We start from the raw sequence: 23,649 nt of genomic DNA, 5'->3' as shown, positions 1-23,649 counted from the left end.
CCGAGGAAATCACTGCGAGATCTAACTTTTGTGTATCCACACGATGTATTAACTATAATTTAAATTTGTATGCAGACAAACTACCAAACCAGTAAAAGGCGTCTCAGTTGGACGTTTTTAATGCTGTTGCTATTTTCCGTAATGCGAGTACAAGCGCAGGAACAGATAACAGGACATGTAAAAGATTCGAGAGGACTTCCATTACCAGACGTGAGTATTGTGCAAGACGGAGAGGGTATCGGTACGAAAACTGATGAATCAGGAAAATTTTTACTCAAGTTACCGAAGCTTGGTGTTAAGTTAATCTTCCGATCTATAGGGTATAAGAATTACGAGCTGGTTGTGACCAACTCAAATAATCTTGAAGTAGTGATGGAAGATGATATCGCCGGGTTAGATGAGGTTATGGTTACGGCCTACGGAACGAGCAAAAAATCGTCCTTTACCGGGTCGGCTACCGTCATTGATGCGAAGCAGCTTGAAAACGTAAACACTTCCAACGTTGCGCAAGGCTTGCAAGGTCTTTCCGCAGGTGTGCAGGTCACAAATACTTCAGGACGACCTGGAGCGAACCCAACTATTAACATACGAGGTATCGGATCATTAACGGCAGAAATGGCGCCCCTATACGTCGTCGATGGAGTTCCTTCCGACGTGAATTTAAATGCTTATTCTCCGTCGGACATCGAGTCTATCACCGTGATGAAAGATGCGGCTGCTACTTCGCTTTATGGTTCAAGAGCGGCAAATGGCGTGATTATGATTACCACGAAACGCGGCGCGAGCGGCAAAGCGAGGGTGAATGCACGGGCCGCTTGGACAACTAGTGATTTTGCCGTGAAGTTTCCTGAACGAGTATCTCCCGCCAAACAATGGGAATTGGCGTGGGAAGGCTTGTACAACGATGCGCGAGATTTTGATGGAAAATCCGATGAAGAAGCGCGAGAGTACGCGAGTAACCGGGTACCTTCTGTATTTTGGAATACGACGCCCCTCTATGATGCGAACGGTAACCTGATCAGGAATTATCGTTCGGGTTGGAACATGGATTACCCCGTGGGTTTGGACGGGAAAATAAAGCCGGAAGCGCAACGCTTATGGGATTTTGATCTGTTTGATGAAGCGTTCAACTATCGTTTAAAGCAAGATTACGGAGTGGATTTTAGCGGGGCAATGGGCGAAAATAATACCTATTATGCCTCCTTTTCCTACCTGAATGATAAGGGCGTTCATATCAGCGACGGTTTTAAACGTTACACTGGAAGAGTGGCCTTGAATTCAAAGATCAACGATTGGTTCAGTATGAGTAACTCCATTATGTTTATGAACAGTGCGGATGTAAACGGTGGCTTTGATGCACGGGTGTTTCGTGTGATGCCAACGGAATATTCAGCCTATTTATGGGACTATGAAACCAATTCATATGCGATAAGTCCTTTTACCGGAAAACCGCAACTAGATGAGGGTGTAGCTAACGGTCGTGCCTGGTGGCCTCGATGGAGTGCCTATGGAGCGTTAACAGAAGCAAAAAATAGCCAAACCGATAATTTACAAACCGTATCTGCTCTTACGTTCCGATTGTTAGACGGGTTAAGCCTGAAAACGACTTATTCGTTCCAACTGATTGACAACTTCTATAGTATGTGGAAAAGTCCTGAACGTGAGAATCAGCTGCTTCCATCAGAAGGTTATGTGCAGCGCGACAACTACCGATCTTATTCGCACACAGTTAATAATGTGTTAACTTATGATAAGACCTTCAATAACTTGCACCATATCAACGTACTCGCTGGGCAGGAAATTTATTCTTATACTACTTCTGGTTCTGGAGTAACCCGCTCAGGACTTGCGCTTCCTTACTTTAAAGAAATCTCACTTGCATCTAATGATCCAACTGCGTGGTCAACCTTTGGACGTTATGGTCTCGCCAGTTTCTTTGGTAAAGCGGAATATGATTTTGATAATCGCTTTTATATATCGAGTAGCATTCGTACTGACGGATCTTCCCGTTTTCATCCTGATCATCGATGGGGACAATTTTATTCTTTAGGTGCTTCTTGGCGTATCTCTGAAGAGTCCTTTATGGAGAATACACAAGACTGGTTACAGAACCTAAAACTGAAAGCCAGTTACGGTGAAGTGGGGAATGATCGCGTAGGAAATTACTATGCTTATCAAGCTTTATACGGGCCAACAAGCTATGTTGGAACTGTCGGTGTACGATTAAATCAGTTAGAGAATGAAAATATAAAATGGGAAACGAATATTCAAACGAATATTGGGTTTGAATTTTCAGTTTTTAACAAACTTTCCGGAAGTGTAGAATATTTCACACGTAAGTCACAAGATCTTTTGTTAAACAGGCCATTGGCCCCTTCTTTAGGAATGGATGCAATTTTAACCAATATTGGAGATGTGCAGAACAAAGGATGGGAGGTAGATCTGAATTATTCAGCCGTCCGAACAAAGGATTTTGATTGGAATGTTTCGTTAAATGCCACTAGCTATAAGAATATAATAACAAGTCTACCAAGCAAAGAGGAGCAATATAGTCAGGGTGTTGCCATTTTTAAATGGAAAGAAGGCGGGTCGCGTTATGATATTTATGCCCCCAGTTTCGCCGGTGTCAACCCCGATAATGGACATAACCAATGGTGGAAATATGAATTTGACGGAAACGGAAATATTATTGGTCAGGAAAAGACAGAAAACTACAATGAAGTGAATGTGAACGAACAACGCATCAATCAGGGTTCTGTATTGCCTGATGTTTTTGGCGCATTCACCAATAATTTTCGATACAAAAGCTTAGATCTTTCCTTTATGCTTTATTATAGCTTCGGTGGTAAGCTATATGATTACAACTACTCAGAAAGTAATGTATTGCGGGAGAATTTTGCCGCCTACGATAATTTGGATCGCCGTTGGCAGAAACCGGGAGATGTAACCGATATCGCGAAGATCTATACGTACCGTACATTTGATGCTTTTGCCAATGCGCGTTACAGCGATCAATATATATTCACTAATAATTTCGTACGCTTGAAAAATGTGATGCTGGGGTATAATTTACCGCAGTCGTTAGTGTCGAAGTGGGGCCTCTCTGCATTAAGAATCTATTTCCGAGGAGATAATCTACTCACCTTTGGCAGTGCAAAAGGCCGTGGTACGGATCCCGAGAACTATGGTAATGGTTTAGTTGGTGTAGTGGATGCTAGTTCAGGTGTTCCTGCATTAAGGAGTTATTCTTTAGGTTTAAACGTGTCTTTTTAAATGAGGCGTAAAAATATAACAAAATGAAATTTATAAATAAAACTTTAATAGGTCTATTGACAACGATGCTATTGCTAAGCACTGGTTGCGAGAAATTCTTGACAGAAGAGCCAACTTCTGATTTGACCAATACAACGGTTCTGCAAGATGTTACCGGTTTGAATTTACTGTTACAAGGTACTTATCGCATGATGCGAGATGGAAACAATGGAAGCAGTGATAATCCAGCGACATCTAGTCCTTTAGGAATTAAATTGTTATCAACCGTTTCAGGTTTGGATATGATGGTCAATCAAGAGCAGGTAGGTAATAATTGGTACTTCTATACTTATAGTAACCAACGTTACGATGCGACTAGCGGTGTCACATCTACGATGTGGACTACCATGTATAGGGTTATCAATAATACCAATATTATCTTAGAGAATGTGGACCAAGCAATAGGAGGGCAGTCAGAGAAGAACGCAATTAAGGGACAGGCCTTGGCTTTACGAGCCCGTTGTTATTTTAATTTGGTTCGTATGTATCAACACACATACATCATTGCTAAGGATAAGCCAGGTGTCCCTCTACAATTAACTTCCGATTTAAATCCAAAAGCGAGAGCAACCGTAGAAGAAGTCTACAATCAAATCATTGCTGATCTAACTAACGCTGAAACTTTATTAATAGACTTTAATCGCCCTAGTATTAATTATTACAATGTTGACGTTGTCAATTTTCTTTTGGCAGAAGTGTATCTTACCATCGAAGACTGGGTTAATGCACAAAAATATGCCAATAGAATCCGTACAAACTATGAATTGATGACGACGGGTGAATATAAAGCAGGCTTTTCTTCACCTAATAAAGAGTGGGTTTTGGGTTATGAACAAGGTTCGCAAGATTACTGGTGGTATGATTCGCCTGCCTGTTGGTTTGATTTTGGACAAAATAATGCGCCTTGGCAGGCCGAACAAATTTTACCATCCAATTATTTTGTTGAGGTAATAATGAAAGATGATCCACGAGCCCTTTTTATTGAAAATCCGTTGTACCCCGGGAAATATGCTGCCACGAAATTCCGGGAATTGCGGGACGAGCCTCCATATGGCCACCTTTACGATTTTCGGGCAGCAGAAATGTATTTGGTAGAAGCAGAAGCAGCAGCAAGACAAAATGATTTACAAACTGCTTTACAAGTGTTAAATACCCTACAGCAAGAACGAGGCGCAGCGGTAACGAGCACCTCGAGTCAAGAAGCGTTAATCGATGCCATTTTACTGGAACGGCGAAAGGAAATGTGGGGGGAAGGTCTTGAATGGTTCGATATTCTGCGCTTGCAATTATCGGTGGAACGGACAAGTGCACAAGGGCATTATCAAAATGTCAGCGTTCCAAAAAACTCCAATAAACTGATTCTCATGATACCTGAAAAAGAAGTGATTAACAACAGATCATTGGAGCAGAATCCAAACCCAAGCCAAGTCCCGGTGTTTGTTCCGTAGTTTGAAAAAGTATATTTTGAGCGTATATCTATCAGTTGTAACATAAAAACAACTGATAGATTTTTATTTGTTAACGGGATAATTATTTACATTCGTCCTAATTTTATCGTCAAATCCAAATACATGTTATGCCTCCAACAACTTTAGAGGAAATCCAAAATTTTGAAGGAAAATATCCAAAACAACTCTGGTATCTCTTTACCGTAGAAATGTGGGAACGCTTTTGCTTTTATGGTATGCGAGGGATATTGGCCCTGTTTATGGTGGATCAATTGGCTTTAAATGATCGGGAAGCGAACCTCAAATATGGTGCTATCCAGGCTTTTGTGTACGCCTTCACTTTTATGGGGGGCATCGTAGCGGATAAAGTCTTAGGTTTTAATAAATCCCTGATTTTTGGCGCTTTGGTAATGATTGCAGGTAGTACTTTAATTGCTATTTCACCAAATCATTTCTTTTATATTGGAATTTCCTTATCTATTATTGGTACAGGCTTTTTTAAACCCAATATTTCTTCGATGGTTGGTCAGCTATACAAACCCACCGACACACGGAGAGACGCTGGTTTTAGTATGTTTTACGCGGGTATTAATATTGGATCGTTTTTGGGCGGTATCCTGTGCGTTTATCTTGGAAAATACGTGAATTGGAGTTCCGCCTTTGCTGCGGCAGGTGGGGTAATGTTGATCGGACTCATTACTTTTCATTTCTCAAAAAAACAATTGGGCCCCATTGGTTTATCGCCGCTGTTACATCAACCAAAAGGAAAACGTAGACGCAATGAAATACTCGTTTATTTTCTAGCCTTACTGGCGATCCCCTGCATCTTGATCATGATTCAAAACACGCAGTATACCGACCTTTTTATGTATACAATCGGTCCGATAGCGCTAATATATTTCTTTTATGAATGGTTCAAACTGTCGGATAAGCGGTTTCGGTACCCTCTGTTAGCGGCACTGATCTTCATTATCGCTTATATTTTCTATATCGCATTCTTTGAGCAAATGGGTGGTTCTTTGAGTTTGTTCGCGGCTAATAATTTAAAACATGAGCTCCTTTTCTTCCAAATCGATCCCAACATGATCAATAATTCATCGGGAGCGCTCTTTATTGTACTTTGTAGCTCGCCCTTGGGAATGTTATGGATTTGGATGGCGAAGAAGAAGATCGAGCCCAATACCTTAATTAAGTTTGGCATCGGATTCTTTTTACTGGCTATCGGATTCTATTTGTTTTTCGCAACTCGGTTTTATGCAAATGAACAGGGTAAAACTTCTTTGAATATTTTTACACTTGCTTGGTTTTTTATCACTTTGAGTGAGCTATGCATAGGTCCAATCGGAATGTCTGTCATCACTAGATTGTCTCCCCAAAAGCTGACGGGTATGATGATGGGACTTTGGTTCCTAGGGAGCGCTTACGGGCAATATGTTGCCGGTTTATTGGGCGCGGATATGTCCATTACCGATGAAAAGGCCTCTTTATATGATAAGTTATTGGCCTATACGGAAGGTTATAAGCAATTAGCCTTATATGCCGTATGGATAGGTATTGGCTTGATACTGATTAACCCCATCATGAAGCGTATGATGCGCGCTAAATCCGGAGGTTAATCAGTCATGTAATCGATCTAAAACTTATAACTAAAGCTGGCAGCGAAGTTGCGGAGCCTCTGTGGGTTAACCGACCAATAACCTATATAATATTCCTTATTGGTGATGTTATTTAGGTTAAAGGATATGCGATAATGTGTTTGGTTATAAAACAGCCCTGCATTGAGTAATACATAACTTGGTAAATCAAATTCGCCCGTTATACTACTATCAATTACCCGATATTTACCAGCATAATTACCTCCGACGCCAACACCGAAATGCTGTAATTTCCCGCTTGTGAACCGATAACTTGCCCATAAATTCGCAAGGTTTTGTGGACCTTGACCTCCAATCGCGCGGCCGGGTTCACTATAAAAATCCGCTTCATCACCTGCTATAACCTCGGTTTTATTGTAACTATATCCAGCAATTAGATTGAGCCCCTGCATGGGGTTGGCATTCACTTCAACCTCAAAGCCCTTACTCTGAACTTTACCTCCCTGTAATGAGTTGTTTACATTAGCGGGATCCGGCGATACCCTATCTGACACCTTAATATTATATACCGATACGGTGGTATTTAAACGTTCATTGAACAAATCGGTTTTTATACCATACTCGAATTGATTAGCCTGCTCAGGTTTAAACGATTTTATGCGCGGATTACTTCCATCGGGATCAGCAACTGAACGAGGGGCTACATTGATAAAAGCGTTCATATAATTGGCAAAAAGGGACACCTTATCCAAAATAGGTTGATAAACTAGGCCAAACTTTGGAGATAATGCTGTCTGGTTAAAATCATCTTCCAGGTCGCTTTTTTCCCCTTTTGAAACGAAATGATCAACCCGTAAGCTTGCCATTGCCGATAGTGCGGGTGTAATGTTCAATACATCGGAGACATACGCACTATACGAACTGTTACTCACATTACTGTTGGCACCCCCCGTGCCTGCTAGAATCTGGTCAACGAAAGCGCGCGAGAGGTAAACAGGTGCAATCGTGTCAGTGGTACCCGGTTTGATATATTCCACTTCTGCTTGTTGTGGGGTAACTTTTCTTACGGCCGCTGTGCCTGAGCCATTATCAATAACATTTCGGCTAAAGTAGTTTAATCCTACCAATAAGCGATTCCGAAGTCCAACAATGTTGAAGTCGCCGTTAAAGTTTTGCTGAATATTGGTTACACTGGTTGTTTGTCTTTCTTTATGAAAAAATTGGTCAAAATACGAATCGCTGATTCCGTCGTCCCAGATATAGGTGTAATAACCATCAGACTTCACAGTCCCTCTTGAAATAGCCGTTTGCGAAGTCCATTGTTCTGATATTTTGTAGAGCATTTGACCCTGTAGATTAAATCGTGGATTTTTAATGGTCATGTCATTATTGGTAAATGATAGATCATTATTCAAGTTAAGTTCTTCGAGCGATTTAAATGGTAGCGGTCCGGTACGGTCTGAATGAAAAAATACAGGTGGAACGGCACGCTCTTCTTCAAGAATTTCTGCCATCAAATGGAAAGACAGTCGATCGTTTACCTCATAAACCAACGATGGAGCTATGAAAAAGGACTTCTTGAAACCCGCATCTTGGAAGCTGTTTTCATCGTGATAGGCTGTATTGATGCGCAGCGCTATTTTTTCTGTTTTACTTAAAGGGGTATTAATATCTGCTGTTACCCTGTTTAGTCCGTAACTTCCCATTTGATAAGTGATCTCACCACCGAATTCATAATATGGTTTCTTGGTGATCGTATTGATCATCCCTCCATAACTGTAGAAGCTGCCGCCGAATAAGGTGGCTGAAGGTCCTTTGATCACTTGTATTTCTTCGATATTGATGGGGTCGAGGTTTCCACTCGTTAAGCCTGGTAAACCATTGTACATAATGGGTTGAGAGTCAAATCCCCTTAATGCAAAGTAAGAGGCTCCATCACCCGCCCGCCCTGTTGATTCCCAAGTACGCGTAATGCCCGGTACATTGCGTAAAGCATCGTCAAAGTTGGTAAGCCCTTGTTCTTTCATCGTCTCTGATGATACGATGCTATATACTTGCGGGTTCTCCAATTTCTTAAGCGGCATTCGTGCAACGTAATTGTCCTTTTTATTTAGATTTTTAGTGGACACAAGCACTTCTTGCAAGGTAGCGGCGTTTTCCGCCAACGAAAAATTTATTGTTAAGGGACTGCCTGGTTTTACCTCGATCGTTTTTTCCTGTTTTTCTAGTCCTACAGAAGTTACTTTAAGCACATAGGACCCAGGAGTAACGCCCTTTATAGAATAACTGCCGAATTTGTCCGTTACCGCTCCGAGGTTAGTACCATTTACGGTGATACTCACCAATTCGGCAGGTTTTCCGTCCGAAGTACGGATGGTACCGTTTATACTGGTGACTTGGGCGAGGGCCGAGCCGTAAGTCCATAAAAAAATAAAAATAAAGAAAGTAAACCTTTGTAGCATGGGTATTTAGATTTTTGGGAGCAAATATATTATTTAAAATAAGTCTAAACAATCTATTTTAAATTATTCTAAATAAATTTTTGTTTCTATATATTTGCGGCCAAATTTTGAATATGATGCGAAAATATTTGGTTGTATGCTTAATGATGACAACCTATTTGTTACCCACTTATGCTCAGACATTACGTATCAATGGTTTTGTGAAAGATAAGAACAGACCGGTGCCCTATGCCAATATATCAATCGCGGATTCATTAAAGACCACTGCTAATACAGAAGGGGAATACAGCTTAACAGTTCATCCTGATTTAACCGCCGTGTTAAAGGTAAGGGCTGTCGGTTATGAGGACTTTTTATTAGCATTAAAACATCTTAAACTAGACACTACGATTACGATCCATTTACAAACGAAAGCCAATCGCTTGAATGAAGTTGTTATCTCTGCTACACGTAAGGCGGAGGAGATTCGTAATATCGTGTCATCAGTAACAGTAGTTTCCAAGAAAAAACTGGAAACCGAAATGGCTATCAACCCGGACTTGAGTAATATATTGGCCAATCAGGTGCCTGGTTTTGCTCCGACGGCACAGACCGGTAATAATGTCGGTCAGAATTTACGAGGGCGCCCTATGTTGGTAATGATAGATGGTGTAAGTCAGTCCTCTCCATTGCGTAATGCAGAGGTTGACATTCGCTCCATTGATCCGTCGGTTCTGCAGCAAATCGAAGTCGTAAAAGGAGCCACAGCTATCTATGGAAATGGTGCAGCAGGAGGTTTAGTTAACTATGTTACCATGGTGCCTGACACTGCCGCTCGTTTTGCCGGTAAGACACAGGTAAACGTTACAGGTTCTTTAATAGATTCAAAAAATTCACTGGGCGGTAGATTAAGTCAGCAGTTTTATGGGAAAATCAATAAGTTCGATTACGTAGTAAGTGGTATGTATGAGCAGACAGGCGAGTATAAAGACGCAGAAGGTGATGTGGTGGGCCCAAACTACAGCCTTGGTGAAACCGATAGCTATAACACCTTCATTAAAATAGGTTTTGAACCTGATACACATCAGCGATTGCAATTCACCTATAATTTATACAGCAGTTTACAAAACAGCAATTTTACACTTATAAATGGAAACATAGCGACGGGACAAAAGGCAACCGGGGTTTTAGGAAAACCTTTGGGAATACCAACAGGGGTGGATTATAACCATAACTTACATTTTGCTTACACAATAGATCACTTATTTCTGAACAGTTCGATGAATATTGATGCTTATTATGAAAAAAGAAAAGATGTGTTTTATGTGTCAATAGGGCGTTTTGATGGAGGGGATGGACAATCTTTAGCAAGCAACGATAAAAAGGGTGCTAGGTTATTTCTACACACACCCATTTTAGTTGGTAAAAGAGCAAAAGCCAATTTGTCTTATGGCTTTGATTTTTTAAAGGATAAAACGGCGCAACCGCTGGTGGATGGAAGAATTTGGGTTCCCACAATGGATATGAACAACCTTGCGCCTTTTGCACAAGCGGACTTCACTTTTTTTAATGATTTAATTCTAAAAACAGGTTTTCGTTACGAAGACGTAAAAATTAAGGTCGATGATTATACAACACTTCGTACAACGAATGCGAGCGGTGAGACACTAACACCGTCTTTTAACGTTGCCGGTGGCAACCTAAAATATGGCACCGGATTGTTTAATGTAGGTTTGAAGTATAATCGACTCAATTTATTTAGTCCTTTTGTGAGCTTCTCCCAGGGCTTCTCTGTTATGGATATTGGCTTAGCTTTAAGAGATGCAAAAGTAAATAGCATCGATAAAATAAATACGGATGCAGTAAAAGTGAATAACTATGAAGCTGGATTTGAAAGTCGATTGGATAATTTAATATTTAGTCTTTCAGCGTACAGGAGTACTTCTCAATTAGGCATTGAAGTGGTTTACGATCCGAATACTGACCTATTTAATACCGTAAGAAGTCCTGAGAAAATCTATGGATTTGAAATAGCCGCAGATTACCTTATTTCTTCGGCTGTCCAACTGGGTGCCAGCTATAGTTATACGGAAGGGAAAAGAGATGTCAATGATAACGGCAAATATAACGATCCCGAAGATATGTACTTAAATGGGAGAAGGATCTCTGCGCCAAAGATAACCGGAAACATTAGCTATAGACCTATTAAAGCGCTAAATTTAACCCTTTATTATACTGGGATTGCCTCAAGGGATCGTTTTGAAAAAAATGTAAAAGGTGCATATAATGGTAATGAAGGCCCGGTGCAGTCGTACAACCTCTTTAGTTTTTCGGGAAATTATCAAGTGAAAAGGAATACCCACATTATGGTTGGAATTGACAATATTTTTAATGAAGACTATTTTCCGGCAAGAGCCCAGTGGTTTATGCAACCGGGATTCTATTCTAAAGGAAGAGGAAGATCTTTTAGTATTGGCTTAGCGGTGAGTTATTAGCATAAAGAGGAGTGTCCGAGAACACTCCTCTTTACAGTTTATTCGATGTTAATTTTGAATACAAATGTAGCTTGCGCCGTTTTTCCTGGCTCATATTCGTAAACTAAGGCCTGTTTCACCGTATATTGGTTGCCTGGAGTCGAATGACCGGGATATTGTCCTATTGAAAAAGTAAAATTTGTGGCATTAAACTCCGAGAAAACTTTTGCGTCATTTCCCCAATTAATAACATTGCCGTTTGCATCGAACCAGTGTCCATAGCCATTGGCGGTCGTCGTCGCATTTAAATTTCCATTGCTCTCCACTGCATAGAATTTAACGCTACTTCCCATTAATTGTGTGATCTTGCCAGGTTGTAGTACAAAAGCTTGGGCAAGAGGAGTTACGTCTATCGAGACGGTCTTACCCGAGTAATTCACAGTATCTCTCGGAAAGCTTACATTATAGGTAAATGTAGTGTCCTTTGGTGTGGCATCCTCTTCTAGATCGATATGATTGATGAGTGTAGTGTTTGTAAACTTAACTTTATACGGCCACTGTTCATCATTGTTTTCGTCTTCATCCCAAGGATGTACTGCATAGGTACTAGGTGCTCCTGTTACAACAAACCATAGCTTTGCACAGTTTTCGGGAATGGTAAAATTCACTGTCTTATTAATACCCTGCTCCATGTTCCCATATACGCGGGCTCCATTAGCTAATAAAGCTACGTAACCGTACCGCCAACCTGCGCGCGAAGCGTCCACCGTATTATACCCTGTCGCATTAGGTAGACCCATGAACGCCGTTGATATTTGTGTTCCGGCAGCGGGTACCTTCAGTGGTATGATATTATAACCGGATGTGCCTGGGCAATGGTCATAAGCAACTTGAAAACTGCCATCGGCAAGTTCATTAAAATTGAAGCTATGAGCTCCAATGTAATTTTTTCCGTTTTCCCGCAAAGCATCTAAGTCCCATGTGGCAAATTTTGCTGCTGCGTCATATAATTCATCGTTTAATTGCGCATTGGAAATACCGGTTATCCGCATATAAGCTTGTATCGGGTCTTCCGGCTGTTGTGCTTCACGCCAGATTCTCCCAATGATGTCAATGCCATGCTTATTTGCCCAATAGTAATGGATGAAATAACTTGCATAACGTTGCCATTCATGATGAATATGCCGATGATAGTTTTGCGTGTAAACGGTGAAATTGTGTGAAGAGAACGCTTCCAACGGATAGCTTTGATAGGCTTGCCATTGCGCGGTCTGTTCCCAAAAACCGTTTCCTCCATTGCCACCAAAACCATATCGGAAACCCGAACCACCGCCTAAATCGCAATGAACCTGATATTGAAAACTATGCCCTATTTCATGAGCGATGGTGGAACCAACGGGTTGTGAGGTGCCCGGACTTATCCAGAGCGCGCCGATTACGTCATCGTAACCGGAACCTGTTGCTAACCATTCGTCTTGGTAATAAAGGAAAATCATCATCTTATATTTGTCGAGATTCGATTTACCCTTACCACGCTCAGCAAATTTTAATACATTGATATTTAAATCATAAAAAGATTCAGCTTTAGTTAGCAAATCATCGATATTGACCCGATATTTAGAGGGAATATCGGTTGAATTTGGATCGTTATCTCCATATTTTGCTCCCCAAAAGACAATGAAGTGTTCTGATTGCCTGCTACGAGGATAACACCAGGTGCTCGTCGTATCATTGAAGTCCATATGTTGGAATTCTTGCGGAATATAAATTGCTAAACTATCGACCTCCTCTCCGGGAACCGGATGAAAAGGATTTTTCTTACATGAAAGAACAGTGGCGAGCATAAGAAGGCAAATGAAAAATGGAACTAGCATAGCTAATCGAAAGTGCCCCACCTTCTCTGAAATGTTGATTTTTTTCATAAATAATAATAAAACTTACGTTAAACTTTGATTTTAATACTTTGGCCAATGTTGATTCTTCCATCCTTGTAGCTTGTGAAGGAAGAAGGATAAAAAGGGGTCATGAACTGTTGTGCATTGCTCATTAATTTAGTGTTACATAATAATAATCACTACTGTTTCGGATTCTGTAGTGCTTGCCTTAGTTTGAACTTAATTTATAATTGGGTATGAGCTCAGTTTATAAATGTTTTGTTGACATTTATTTGCGTTGTACGAAATTAATGACTTGCTGGCAGTTAAAACTAAAAGTATTTTAACCAATAGTAACCATTTATTTGCCAGCTATCTATTTTCGTTTCTATCGAACGTTGGTAGAAAAATAAAATAACTGTTTTAAAGACATTTATTGTTAAAAAAAGACAATAGTCTGTTAATATCTGGATGGTTGTCCATTCGCTAAGACCTTAACTTTGGTTTTTACAGTGTAAAAAGGCCTAAATAGTTGGTTTATGTTTGTTTAATTGATGTGGAAAGCCATCTCTATGGGCAAGAGATGGCTCTTCCTTATTTTTAGAATATAATGGATAAAAAAGAGATTTTTGTTTTCTTTCTACTTCTTTGTTCGCTTAGTGGATTTACGCAAGCGCTAAGGCAGAACTCGCCAAGGACTGGAAATCCCATCATACCGGGTTATTTCGCTGATCCAACTATAAAGAAATGGGGTGATACTTATTATATTTATGCCACGACGGATGGGAACGGCTTCGGATTGGGGCCATCTCAAGTATGGAAATCCAAAGATTTTGTGAACTGGTATATGGAGCCGATGAATTGGCCGAATACACCGATTTATTGGGCGCCGGATGTGAATAAAGCAAGTGATGGCAATTATTATATGTATTATAGCCAACCTTGCGAACTATATGGAGCCTCATCGAATTCGCCAACGGGCCCATGGACTCCGCTATTACCGGGAACCGAGGCAGTGATCCCGAATTATCTTGTACCCAATGTGATTACTTTAGACGGCCAAACCTTTCGGGATGATGATGGTAAAATGTATATGTTTTGGGGTACCTGGGGAATTTATCCGAATAGTGGTTGTGGCATGGGGTTGTTGAATGCCGATATGAAATCTTTTGCGAAAACGGGGATCATTCCAAATACCATTGCAAAAGACTTTTTTGAAGCACCTTTTATGTTTAAGCGAAATGGAATTTATTATTTAATGTACAGCGCTGAACATTGTGAAGATGCAAGTTATAAGGTTCATTATGTAACGAGCAAAGAGGGACCCATGGGCCCTTTTGTATATGGCAAAAACAGTCCGGTATTAGTTACTAATGAAGACGGTACCGTACATGGTCCCGGGCATAACAGTGTATTGCAGGAAGGCGATAATTTTTACATCGTTTACCACCGACATAACAATCCACACAGTGGAGGTGGTTTTCACCGACAAATAGCCGTAGATAAGCTTGAGTTCGACGAAGAGGGAAGTATAAAAAAAGTTGTGCCTACACATCAAGGTATCGGCGCATTGGCAAAAAATACCATTCAAGCCATAAATTTAGCATTTGGTAAACAGATAAGTGCTTCTTCTGTGTATAGCGATGATTTTAGAGCTGACTATGCGGCCGACGATAATAATGGGACGCTCTGGAAAGCCGCCGATAATATGCATGAAGCATGGTGGCAAGTGGATTTAGGAAAAGAAGAATGTATACGGAGCGTCTTAACTCAGTTTGAATACGCTACGTGGTACTATCAATACCTGATGGAATATTCTAACGATGGGCAGCGTTGGAAAGTTTTTGCAGACCGCACCCAAAATACGCAATGGGGTAGCCCGATGAAAGATTACGGCGATGTAAAAGCCCGTTATTTTCGAATCACCATAAAAAACACTCAGTTATCTGGACTTAATAGGGCTATCTGGAACGTAAAGATATTTAGCGAACCTCGTATTGCTTATGAAGAAGGAAAACTGTCGACACCGCAAGCTCCGGTTGGAAAGCAAGAAAGTCTGGGTCTGCTGGTCGACCTAGAGGCAGAAAAATATGCCCTACATACTGCAGATAAAAAGGTGGCTAACAAAGGTGTGTTAGGCGGCCTTTTTCGGGTAAAAAACGGAAGCTACACGATTGATTTGGTGCAGGGAAGAAAAGCTTTTGTTTTTGACGGACAAAGTTATTGGCAATCTGAAATGGCGCTCCCTCCAACCGTAGGAGGAAACAGTAGTTTCACCATCAGCGCATGGATAAATAATCCAAACATCGCGAAAGAAGAACCAATTATTCAATGGGCATCTGGCGGGAGGGACTTGACAAATGCATCATTGGGCTATGGATCCGATCCGGCCGTCGGGGGAGTAGTACATGGGGGGTGGGCTAATTTGGCTTTCAAGGATATCCCAAGTCCTAACAAATGGCATCACGTGGTGCTTGTTTTTGATGGTACGGAAGAGCGATTATATGTCAATGGCAAGTTAGAGAATCGCGGTAACCGCATGCTTTTTCTGGAAAGATCTGCCGATATATTAATTGGAACAGACAGACGTTTACAGCACTTCTTCAGTGGCGCCATTGCTTCGCTAAAAATGTACGACTATGCTTTAACGACGCAAGAGATTGAAAAATTACGGATTAGCGCTAAAAAGAGCGCGTATGTTGGATCGTTTGAAGCGAAAGATTTAGTGTTTGGAAAAGTGAAGACTTGGATAAATAAAGGCTATGGTAAATCAGGAATAGAGCTTCAAAATCAGGACGCTGAACTACTCGCTTACAAAGGGCAAATGGCGGTATACATAAAGAACGGGAGGGACGCGTTGCTTCCTTATTTAAAATCTACGCTTGATAGTTTGGCTTATTATAGCCTTGTTTTGGTATACGCAGATGGTAAACGGAAGACGAAGGATACCTGGGCATTAACGGCCCTCGTGAAACAGCGCGATGGGCTTTATTATTACCATTCGGATAAATGGGAAAAACGAAATGAGCTGAATGCGGAACTCATGAAAATGATTCCCTCAAAAGGCATTTATCTAAAATCGCTTCATTTATTGAATGAGGCTAAAGATGAAAACGAGTTAAAGCGCTGGGCAGATTCCGTGCTGAATCTAAAGCCGGACAAGCAGATTAATCCAACATATACGATTCATCCAAAATGGGTATCGGAGGAACTGGCTTTTATGGAGGTAGACACTTCGCTGGCGAATCGGGGTTATCAATTTAGTTTTCAAAATATAAATAACGACAGTACAAGTACAGCCTGGCAATCAACCACCCACTACCTTGCACAAGATTTGAATAAAACAGAAAAGCGAGCTTTTCGGTTTTTTGTAAAAAACCGTTACGGCTTTGTATGGAGTTCACAACAAATTTCGCTAAAGGATGTCGAAAAAAACCGATTTACTAGTATGCGAGAGGGCTTAGACCTCGAAAAGGATTTTGCCGGTCAGTATAATTGGGATGGTATGGAAGGAGGTTCGGCCGATAGTTTAACGATGCGGCAAGGCCAAGGCGTTGTTGAACTGGCTTCGGCAAAAACAGCTTGGGACGGTAGTAGTAATCGAGGGCCCTTTTTATATAAAAATATATCCGGTAACTTTTTGATGCAACTAAAAGTGAACGATTTGTCCGGTCTACAGCAACGCAAGCCATTGGGTCCAAATGAAGTGGGTTTGATGGTTCGTTATGTGAATGAAGAAAATGAACAGTTATTGCAAAATGGGGTGATGCTTGGTTGGGGAATAGGCAATATTGTAACGGACCTAGACCATAGGAGAAAACAACAGCATAATAATACCGGTTTCGACTTCTATCCTTATCTGCAAATTCAGCGAGAAGGTAGGTTAATCTTTGTTCGGGGAAGTAAAGATGGTAAAATATGGGTTGATTTTCCAGGAAGCCCGTATGTTAAGCCAAAATGGCTTGATAAAGTGCTGCAAGTAGGTCCATATCAAGCTAGTTATTCAGAAAAATATGGTTATGGACGTCTGTCTGATTTTAATTTGTATGAATTTCACTAGTTGTTGCTAATAATACACTTTTTCATCTGTTTTATTGTGGATGGTAGTTGGTTGTTGGTGTAAAATAACTAATAAAATAGCTTTTTTTTGATTTTATGTTAATATTCGGTTTGTTGTAGTTAATTTTTGATAATAATTCGAGGGGTTTATGTAATAGTTTTGTTAAAGTCCAGAAAAAAATAGGTAATAGCAACAAAACCAACACGAATTAATCATGAAAATCAACTATTTAATTGCCTTCATCGTAAGCTTATGGGCTTTTTTAGATGTGCAGGCGCAAACCAAGACATTAAAAGGAGCGGTAGTAGACCAATCCAAGACCCCTATCCCAGGGGTGTCTATTAAATTATCCGGAACTGCGCAAGGCACTTCCACCGATGTAAATGGGGTCTTTACCATCGATTACCGGCCGGGAGCTGTTTTGAAAATTACAGCGCTAGGCTATCGGACGCAAGAGATCACCCTTACTGCGCAATCGGTTTTAAACATTACACTTGAAGAGGATAATCAAACCTTGAATGAAGTAGTTGTAACAGCTTTAGGAATAAAAAGAGAGAAAAGGCAGTTAACCTATAGCACGCAGGAGGTTTCAGGGGCAGATATTGCCAAAACAAAAGAACCGAACCCACTTAATGCATTAACAGGAAGAGTTTCGGGTGTACAGATTACTTCTTCTTCCGGGCAACCGGGAAGCTCCTCGCGTATTGTCATTCGTGGTACGAGTTCATTAACCGGAAATAACGAGGCCTTGATCGTGGTCGATGGGGTTCCTATAAATAATGATCAAACGGCTACAAATGGTAATGGAAGTGGTATCAGTCGTTTCTCAGATATCGATCCGGCCATCATTGAAAGCATTAATGTGCTGAAAGGATCGGCCGCTTCGGCCCTATATGGATCAAGTGCCGCACGTGGTGTAGTTATCGTTACTACCAAAAATGGTAATAAAGAGCAGAAGCCAAGTTTTAATTTTAGCACACAATTTTCGCTTGATAAGGCAATTTATCCACAAGTACAATCGGTTTACGCACAAGGCGATCGCGGAGTGTATTGGAATGGAGTGGATAACGATCAGAAAACAAGCTTGGTTTGGGGCCCCCGCTTGGATACGTTGATGGTAGACGGTAAACCGGTACGTAATGTGAATCCAATGGATGCGTTTTTCCAAACAGGCAAGACCTATACAAATACATTAAGCGTACAAGGGGGAACAGATAAATCTAATTATTTTATGTCTTATTCCTACCTGGATCAGGAAGGTACAATACCAACTACGAACTATAAAAGACATGCGGCCTTTGCTAAATTCAGCAATAAGATCTATGATAATTTTACAGCCACTTTCCAGTTCAATTATGTCGCTACAACGGCGCATAGAACCCCGGAGGGTTACGGTTTAGAAGCACCCTTATGGACCGTGTATACGGCTCCTTTTTCCTGGGACCCTTTGCCTGCTACCAATGACGATGGTACACAACGTGTTTTCCGCTACTCCCGCAATAACCCTTACTGGTCTTTAGAAAATGTATATAATGATGTGCGTGGAAATCGTTTTATCCCAATCGCTACTTTTAATTATACGCCTACAGACTGGTTAACCATTACAGAACGCTTAGGGGCAGATATATACTCCGAGCAATCCAAATACCATGAAGCTCCTAGTATACCGGTGGGAACTACCGGCGTCTTACGCGACCGCAATAATAACTATCGGCAATTCAACCACGATTTGATCGCCGAGGCGCGTAAACAGATAGGAGAAGATCTAGAGGTAAGTATGTTGCTGGGCAATAATGTGTTCGCCACATATGATCAGCTCTATCAATTGGAAGGAACAGGAGGATTTACTGTTGATGATTTTGACAATATCAGTAATACCGAAAATCAGATAAGTACGGAAAATTATAGACGCTTCCGTCGCGTATCTTTTTACGCACAACCCACGGTTGATTACAAAAAAATGTTAACGCTTTCGCTTACGGGACGGATGGAACAAAGTTCCGTGTTTGATAAAGCAAACCGAACCTATTATTATGGATCGGTGTCGGGAGGTTTTGTGTTTTCCGAACTTTTAAAAGAACAAACTCCCTGGCTAAGCTTTGGTAAGTTGCGTGCTTCTTACTCAAAGGTGGGTAATGATAATGTACGTGCATACGCCACTTCGACAGTATACAACACGGCAACTAATTTTCCCTTTAACGGTGTGCCGGGATTTTTAATCAGTGGCGACTTAGGTAACACGAACCTGAAGAATGAAACAACCACCGAGCTTGAAATCGGTCTGGAAACCCAGTTTCTAAAAAATCGCATCGGCTTGGAGTTTAATTATTTTGATCGAGACCATACAGACCTCCTATCGTATATTACCTTAGCGAATTCTACCGGCTATCGCAATTCCTATATCAATGCCGGGAGTATGTATAACAGGGGAATTGAGGCTTTGTTAAATGTAACACCGGTTAAAAGTGAAGATTTTTCCTGGGACTTCACCTTCAACTTCACCAAAATAAAAAACAGGGTAACGGAACTTTATGGCGGTGCCGATCAAGTGCAGATTGGACAGACTTTTGCATTTACCGGTGACCCTTATGGCACGTTCTACGCTCCGGGCTATAGTTACAACGAGGCTGGGCAAAAATTAATAGATGATACCGGCTTACCTGTTATTGGACCGTCCCAAAAAATAGGGAATATTCAACCCGATTGGTTGGCAGGCTTAAACAACAGCTTTACCTATAAAAATTTGAATTTGAGCTTTTTCTTCGATATGCGAAAGGGAGGGGATATTATGAACTCGGATGATCGTTATGGGTTCTTTTATGGCACACCGAAGGCAACCGAGAATCGTGAAGACCGCATAGTGGAAGGAGTGAACATAAATACAGGCCAACCAAATACGGTTACTGTGTCGGCTCAGGATTACTATCAGCGACTGAATGCGATCTATGAAGCGGCTGTGCAGGATGGTACCTATGTAAAACTGCGTAATGTAAACTTAACCTACAATTTTCCTGAAAAATGGATCAAGAAAACACCTTTCCAACGGGCTTCATTAACAGCAACCGGACGGAATTTGTGGATATATGCCCCACATTTTACGGGTTCTGATCCCGAGGTAAATAGTTATGGATCCGGGAACGATGCTTTGGGTTTGTACGGAAATTCTGCCCCAACTTCCAGATCGTATAATTTCACGCTATCCCTTACCTTTTAATTGATTAGAAAGATGAAAAAGTCAATTCCTTATATCATACTCGTTGCATCATGCTTGTTTTCCAGCTGTGAGAAATTTTTGGATGTCAATGAAAATCCGAATGAACCTTCATCGGTACAGGAATCATTGTTATTGCCTGCTATCGAATATAATTTGGTGCACAATGTGGTTGCTGGCTGGGCATCTATTGATGCGGCTCATTTTATGCAGCTGATTGCTTTGAATCAGGCACCACCCAATGTAGGCACTTATTTGTTAAATCCGGCGGATTTGAATGATACCTGGCGTTATACCTATACGGATTGTTTGGAGAATCTTAAATTGATGAAAGAACAGGCGGACGAGAAAGGTAATACCATTTATAGCGGAATAGCCAGTGTTTTAACTGCATATACCCTTGCGTATGCTACCGATATGTGGGGGGATGTCCCCTATTCGCAAGCATTAAATGCTACGGAAACTTTTACACCCGCATATGATAGTCAAGAAATGATCTACAATACGATTCAGAGCTTGTTGGATGAGGGTATTGCCAGTTTACAGACAGCTGGTGGAACACTACCGGGCAACAGGGATTTTTTCTACCAAGGAAATACCACGCAATGGATTAAGGCAGCTTATACCCTAAAGGCCCGTTATTATATGCACCTTACAAAAGCGCCAAATCATACCGCAACTGCGCAGGCTCAATTAGCGTTGAGCGCCTTAGAAAATGGTATGCAAAGTAATGCAGACGATTTGCGTTTAGTGTACGATGGTACAGCGGGCAAAGAGAATAGGTGGTACAGAAATTTTCTGCCCGTTGAGACTATTATTTTATCGTCAAAAACCGTTGATTCATTGGTAAGTCGAAATGATCCGAGAATAACACAACTGATTACCCGCTCAAAGCAGAATAATACCTATTTAGGTCGTGTTATTGGCTCATCTGGTATTGGTTCGCTGGAATCTTATTCTTTAGGCGGCTCATTTTACGCAAGTGCTAATTCGCCGTTAAACCTCATTAATTATCGGGAAGCATTACTGTTGAAAGCGGAAGCTACTTTAATCCTATCAGGAGCAGAGGCAGCAGCACCCATATATCAGCAGGCTATTGAAGCAGATATGGCTCATATTGGTGTTTCGTCTAGCACCGCAATCGCAGCCTATTTAGCAAGCAGAGGAAATATCAATGCTGACAATGCTTTGTCATACATTATGGAAGAGAAAGCCATTGTCAATTTTCTGTCGCCGGAAATTTTCAACGATTGGCGTAGAACGGGTTATCCGGCAATAAATAAAGTGCAAAACGCAGTTTCTGATATTCCACGGAAAATGCTATACCCATTAAATGAGTTAACCAATAATCCGCAACCACAGCATAATGGCGATGCGCTCACGAAGCGTGTTTGGTGGGATGCTCAATAAGTTGTCATTTTTTAGCGTCAAATCTTTGATTTGGCGCTTTTTATTTGAACCAAATGGAAAGAAAATCATTTTTATCAATTGGGCTTATATTACTGTTTGTTAATGCGTCATCCGTTAAAGCGCAAATTTCCACAGAAGGGTATGTACCCTGTCAGGAGATTCCTTATTTGATGAAACAGTTTGAAGCGGATGAAGCAGCCATTTATCGCTTTTATTCTCCCTCAGAAAATGCCCCCCGTTACCGAATGGCAAAGGGCTTGGGATCGCCTGATCGGCAAGCACGATTAAGGGTGTTGAATGAGCAATACCTTAATCAACTGAAGAATGTAAATTTCGATCGATTACCGCAGGAGTGTAAAGTCGATTATTTATTATTTACAAGAGACTTAAAAGAGAAGCAAAATCAATTGGAAAAGCTTACACAGCAGATGGAACAGCTGAAAGGTCTATTTCCCTTCGCAGATAGCATTTTTACATTAGAGCGTTCACGTAGGCGCGGAAATTCACTCGATGCGGCCCGGGTTGCTTCCACTTTTTCGCATATAGCGAAAGCGATTCCTCTGCTTATGAAGAACTTGAGTGATATGCATTTAGAACCCGAACAAATTAGAGCAGCAGGAGAAGAAGCGGATTTGTTGCGGAGGACGGCAGCAAGTATTTTCCAGTTCTATGATGGTTTTGATCCGGCATTTTCGTGGTGGGTGCCCGAGGCATATCATCGTGCTGATAGCATGCTTGTACGTTATGCCGGTGTTTTTCAAAAGAAGCAACAACCAAACAAGATGGGTATTTATACACGCACCCCTATTGGTAGAGAGGAGCTGATGCGACTGCTTCAGCACGAGTTTATTAACTATAGTCCTGACGAACTTTTGGCAATTGCTCATCGGGAGATGGCTTGGTGCCAGGAGGAAATGCTAAAGGCATCTGCAGCATTAGGCTTTGGTAATGATTGGAAAGCTGCTTTGGAAAAAGTGAAAGCAAGTGCTGTACCCGTTGGACAACAACCTGCCGTAATCCGTAAGTTGTATGATGAATCGGTAGATTTCCTTAAAAAAAATGACTTAATTACGATTCCTGAACTTGCCGAGGAAACCTGGGGAATGATTATGATGTCGCCCGAACGTCAAAAGTCAAATGCCTTTTTCACGGGTGGGTGGGAAATTAGTATAACTTACCCAACCAATACAATGGATTTTGGCTTGGCAAGAATGCGCATGCTTGGCAACAATCCTTATTTTTCCCGGGCAACGGTACACCACGAATTAATAGCAGGGCATAATTTAGAATTTTTTATGAATGCCCGTTACCGAACCTATCGGAATTTTGATACACCCTTTTGGATGGAAGGATGGGCTTTATATTGGGAAATGCTGCTGTGGGATAAAGGTTTTGCGCGGACACCGGAAGAACGAATCGGTATGTTATTTTGGCGTAAGTATCGATGTGCTCGGATCATCTTTCAGCTTAACTTTCACTTGGGCAAATGGTCGGCAGAACAATGCGCTGATTTTCTAGTAGACGAAGTTGGACATGAACGGGCCAACGTGGAGAGCGAGCTAAATTGGCCTTTATCAAGGGATAGTCAGGCCTTTCCGCTTTACCAGGTATCTTATTATATCGGCGGATTACAGTTCTATGCGCTCCAGCGGGAAGTCTTGAAATCACACAAGTATACCTTAAAGGAATTTCACGATACCGTGCTCAAATTGAATGCGATGCCGGTGGAGATGATTCGAGCTATCTTGCTTGAAAAGCCTTTAACAAGGGAAAGCAAAACGGTATGGAAATTCTACCAGCACTAAATTAGACGTAAAAAGGCCG

At 41.2% G+C, this 23,649-nt stretch carries 10 protein-coding genes; 8 read left to right on the top strand and 2 right to left on the bottom strand.

Features of this window, described 5'->3' with window-relative positions; translation table 11 throughout:
• Nucleotides 1-69: 69 nt before the first annotated feature.
• From FKG96_RS02020 to FKG96_RS02010, 3 genes are all read left to right on the top strand, one after another.
• Nucleotides 70-3,273 carry a TonB-dependent receptor gene (locus FKG96_RS02020; protein WP_130854829.1) on the top strand — a complete coding sequence of 1,068 codons (3,204 nt, stop codon included), beginning with the start codon at nt 70-72 and terminating at the stop codon, nt 3,271-3,273.
• A gap of 23 nt (nt 3,274-3,296) precedes the next feature.
• Nucleotides 3,297-4,760 carry a RagB/SusD family nutrient uptake outer membrane protein gene (locus tag FKG96_RS02015; protein ID WP_130854830.1) on the top strand — a complete coding sequence of 488 codons (1,464 nt, stop codon included), beginning with the start codon at nt 3,297-3,299 and terminating at the stop codon, nt 4,758-4,760.
• Between the two features lie 128 nt (nt 4,761-4,888).
• Complete coding sequence (locus tag FKG96_RS02010) at nt 4,889-6,376, top strand: peptide MFS transporter (protein ID WP_130854831.1); 1,488 nt, start codon at nt 4,889-4,891, stop codon at nt 6,374-6,376.
• Between the two features lie 17 nt (nt 6,377-6,393).
• Here FKG96_RS02010 and FKG96_RS02005 read toward each other — a convergent pair whose 3' ends face one another.
• Nucleotides 6,394-8,817, bottom strand: coding sequence for a TonB-dependent receptor (locus FKG96_RS02005; protein WP_149105115.1), 2,424 nt, complete (start codon nt 8,815-8,817; stop codon nt 6,394-6,396).
• A 113-nt stretch (nt 8,818-8,930) separates the two neighbouring features.
• Here FKG96_RS02005 and FKG96_RS02000 point away from each other — a divergent pair, with 113 nt between their 5' ends.
• The gene (locus FKG96_RS02000) at nt 8,931-11,291 is read left to right on the top strand and encodes a TonB-dependent receptor (RefSeq protein WP_130854833.1); all 2,361 of its coding nucleotides are present in this window, start codon (nt 8,931-8,933) and stop codon (nt 11,289-11,291) included.
• 38 nt (nt 11,292-11,329) lie between these two features.
• Here the strand turns inward: FKG96_RS02000 and FKG96_RS01995 are convergent, their stop codons facing one another.
• Entirely contained in the window at nt 11,330-13,192 is a 1,863-nt protein-coding gene (locus tag FKG96_RS01995; protein WP_130854834.1) for a DUF4859 domain-containing protein, read from the bottom strand.
• Between the two features lie 562 nt (nt 13,193-13,754).
• Between FKG96_RS01995 and FKG96_RS01990 the strand changes: the two genes are divergently transcribed.
• The 4 genes from FKG96_RS01990 to FKG96_RS01975 all read left to right on the top strand — a co-directional run bounded on the left by FKG96_RS01990 (nt 13,755) and on the right by FKG96_RS01975 (nt 23,630).
• Nucleotides 13,755-17,204: a family 43 glycosylhydrolase gene (locus FKG96_RS01990; protein ID WP_130854835.1), complete on the top strand. Its 3,450-nt coding sequence runs from the start codon at nt 13,755-13,757 to the stop codon at nt 17,202-17,204.
• Between the two features lie 214 nt (nt 17,205-17,418).
• Nucleotides 17,419-20,418, top strand: a complete 3,000-nt coding sequence (locus tag FKG96_RS01985; protein WP_130854836.1) for a SusC/RagA family TonB-linked outer membrane protein — start codon at nt 17,419-17,421, stop codon at nt 20,416-20,418.
• A gap of 12 nt (nt 20,419-20,430) precedes the next feature.
• Nucleotides 20,431-21,825 carry a SusD/RagB family nutrient-binding outer membrane lipoprotein gene (locus FKG96_RS01980; protein ID WP_149105114.1) on the top strand — a complete coding sequence of 465 codons (1,395 nt, stop codon included), beginning with the start codon at nt 20,431-20,433 and terminating at the stop codon, nt 21,823-21,825.
• 53 nt (nt 21,826-21,878) lie between these two features.
• On the top strand, nt 21,879-23,630 hold the full coding sequence (locus FKG96_RS01975; RefSeq protein ID WP_149105113.1) for a DUF885 family protein: 1,752 nt from the start codon (nt 21,879-21,881) through the stop codon (nt 23,628-23,630).
• Nucleotides 23,631-23,649 lie beyond the last annotated feature (19 nt).

Source organism: Olivibacter sp. LS-1, from assembly GCF_008245145.1.
GTDB lineage: Bacteria > Bacteroidota > Bacteroidia > Sphingobacteriales > Sphingobacteriaceae > Olivibacter > Olivibacter oleidegradans.
The sequence above is the reverse complement of the archived record's forward strand: the minus strand, read 5'-3'. Positions and strand labels throughout refer to the sequence as shown.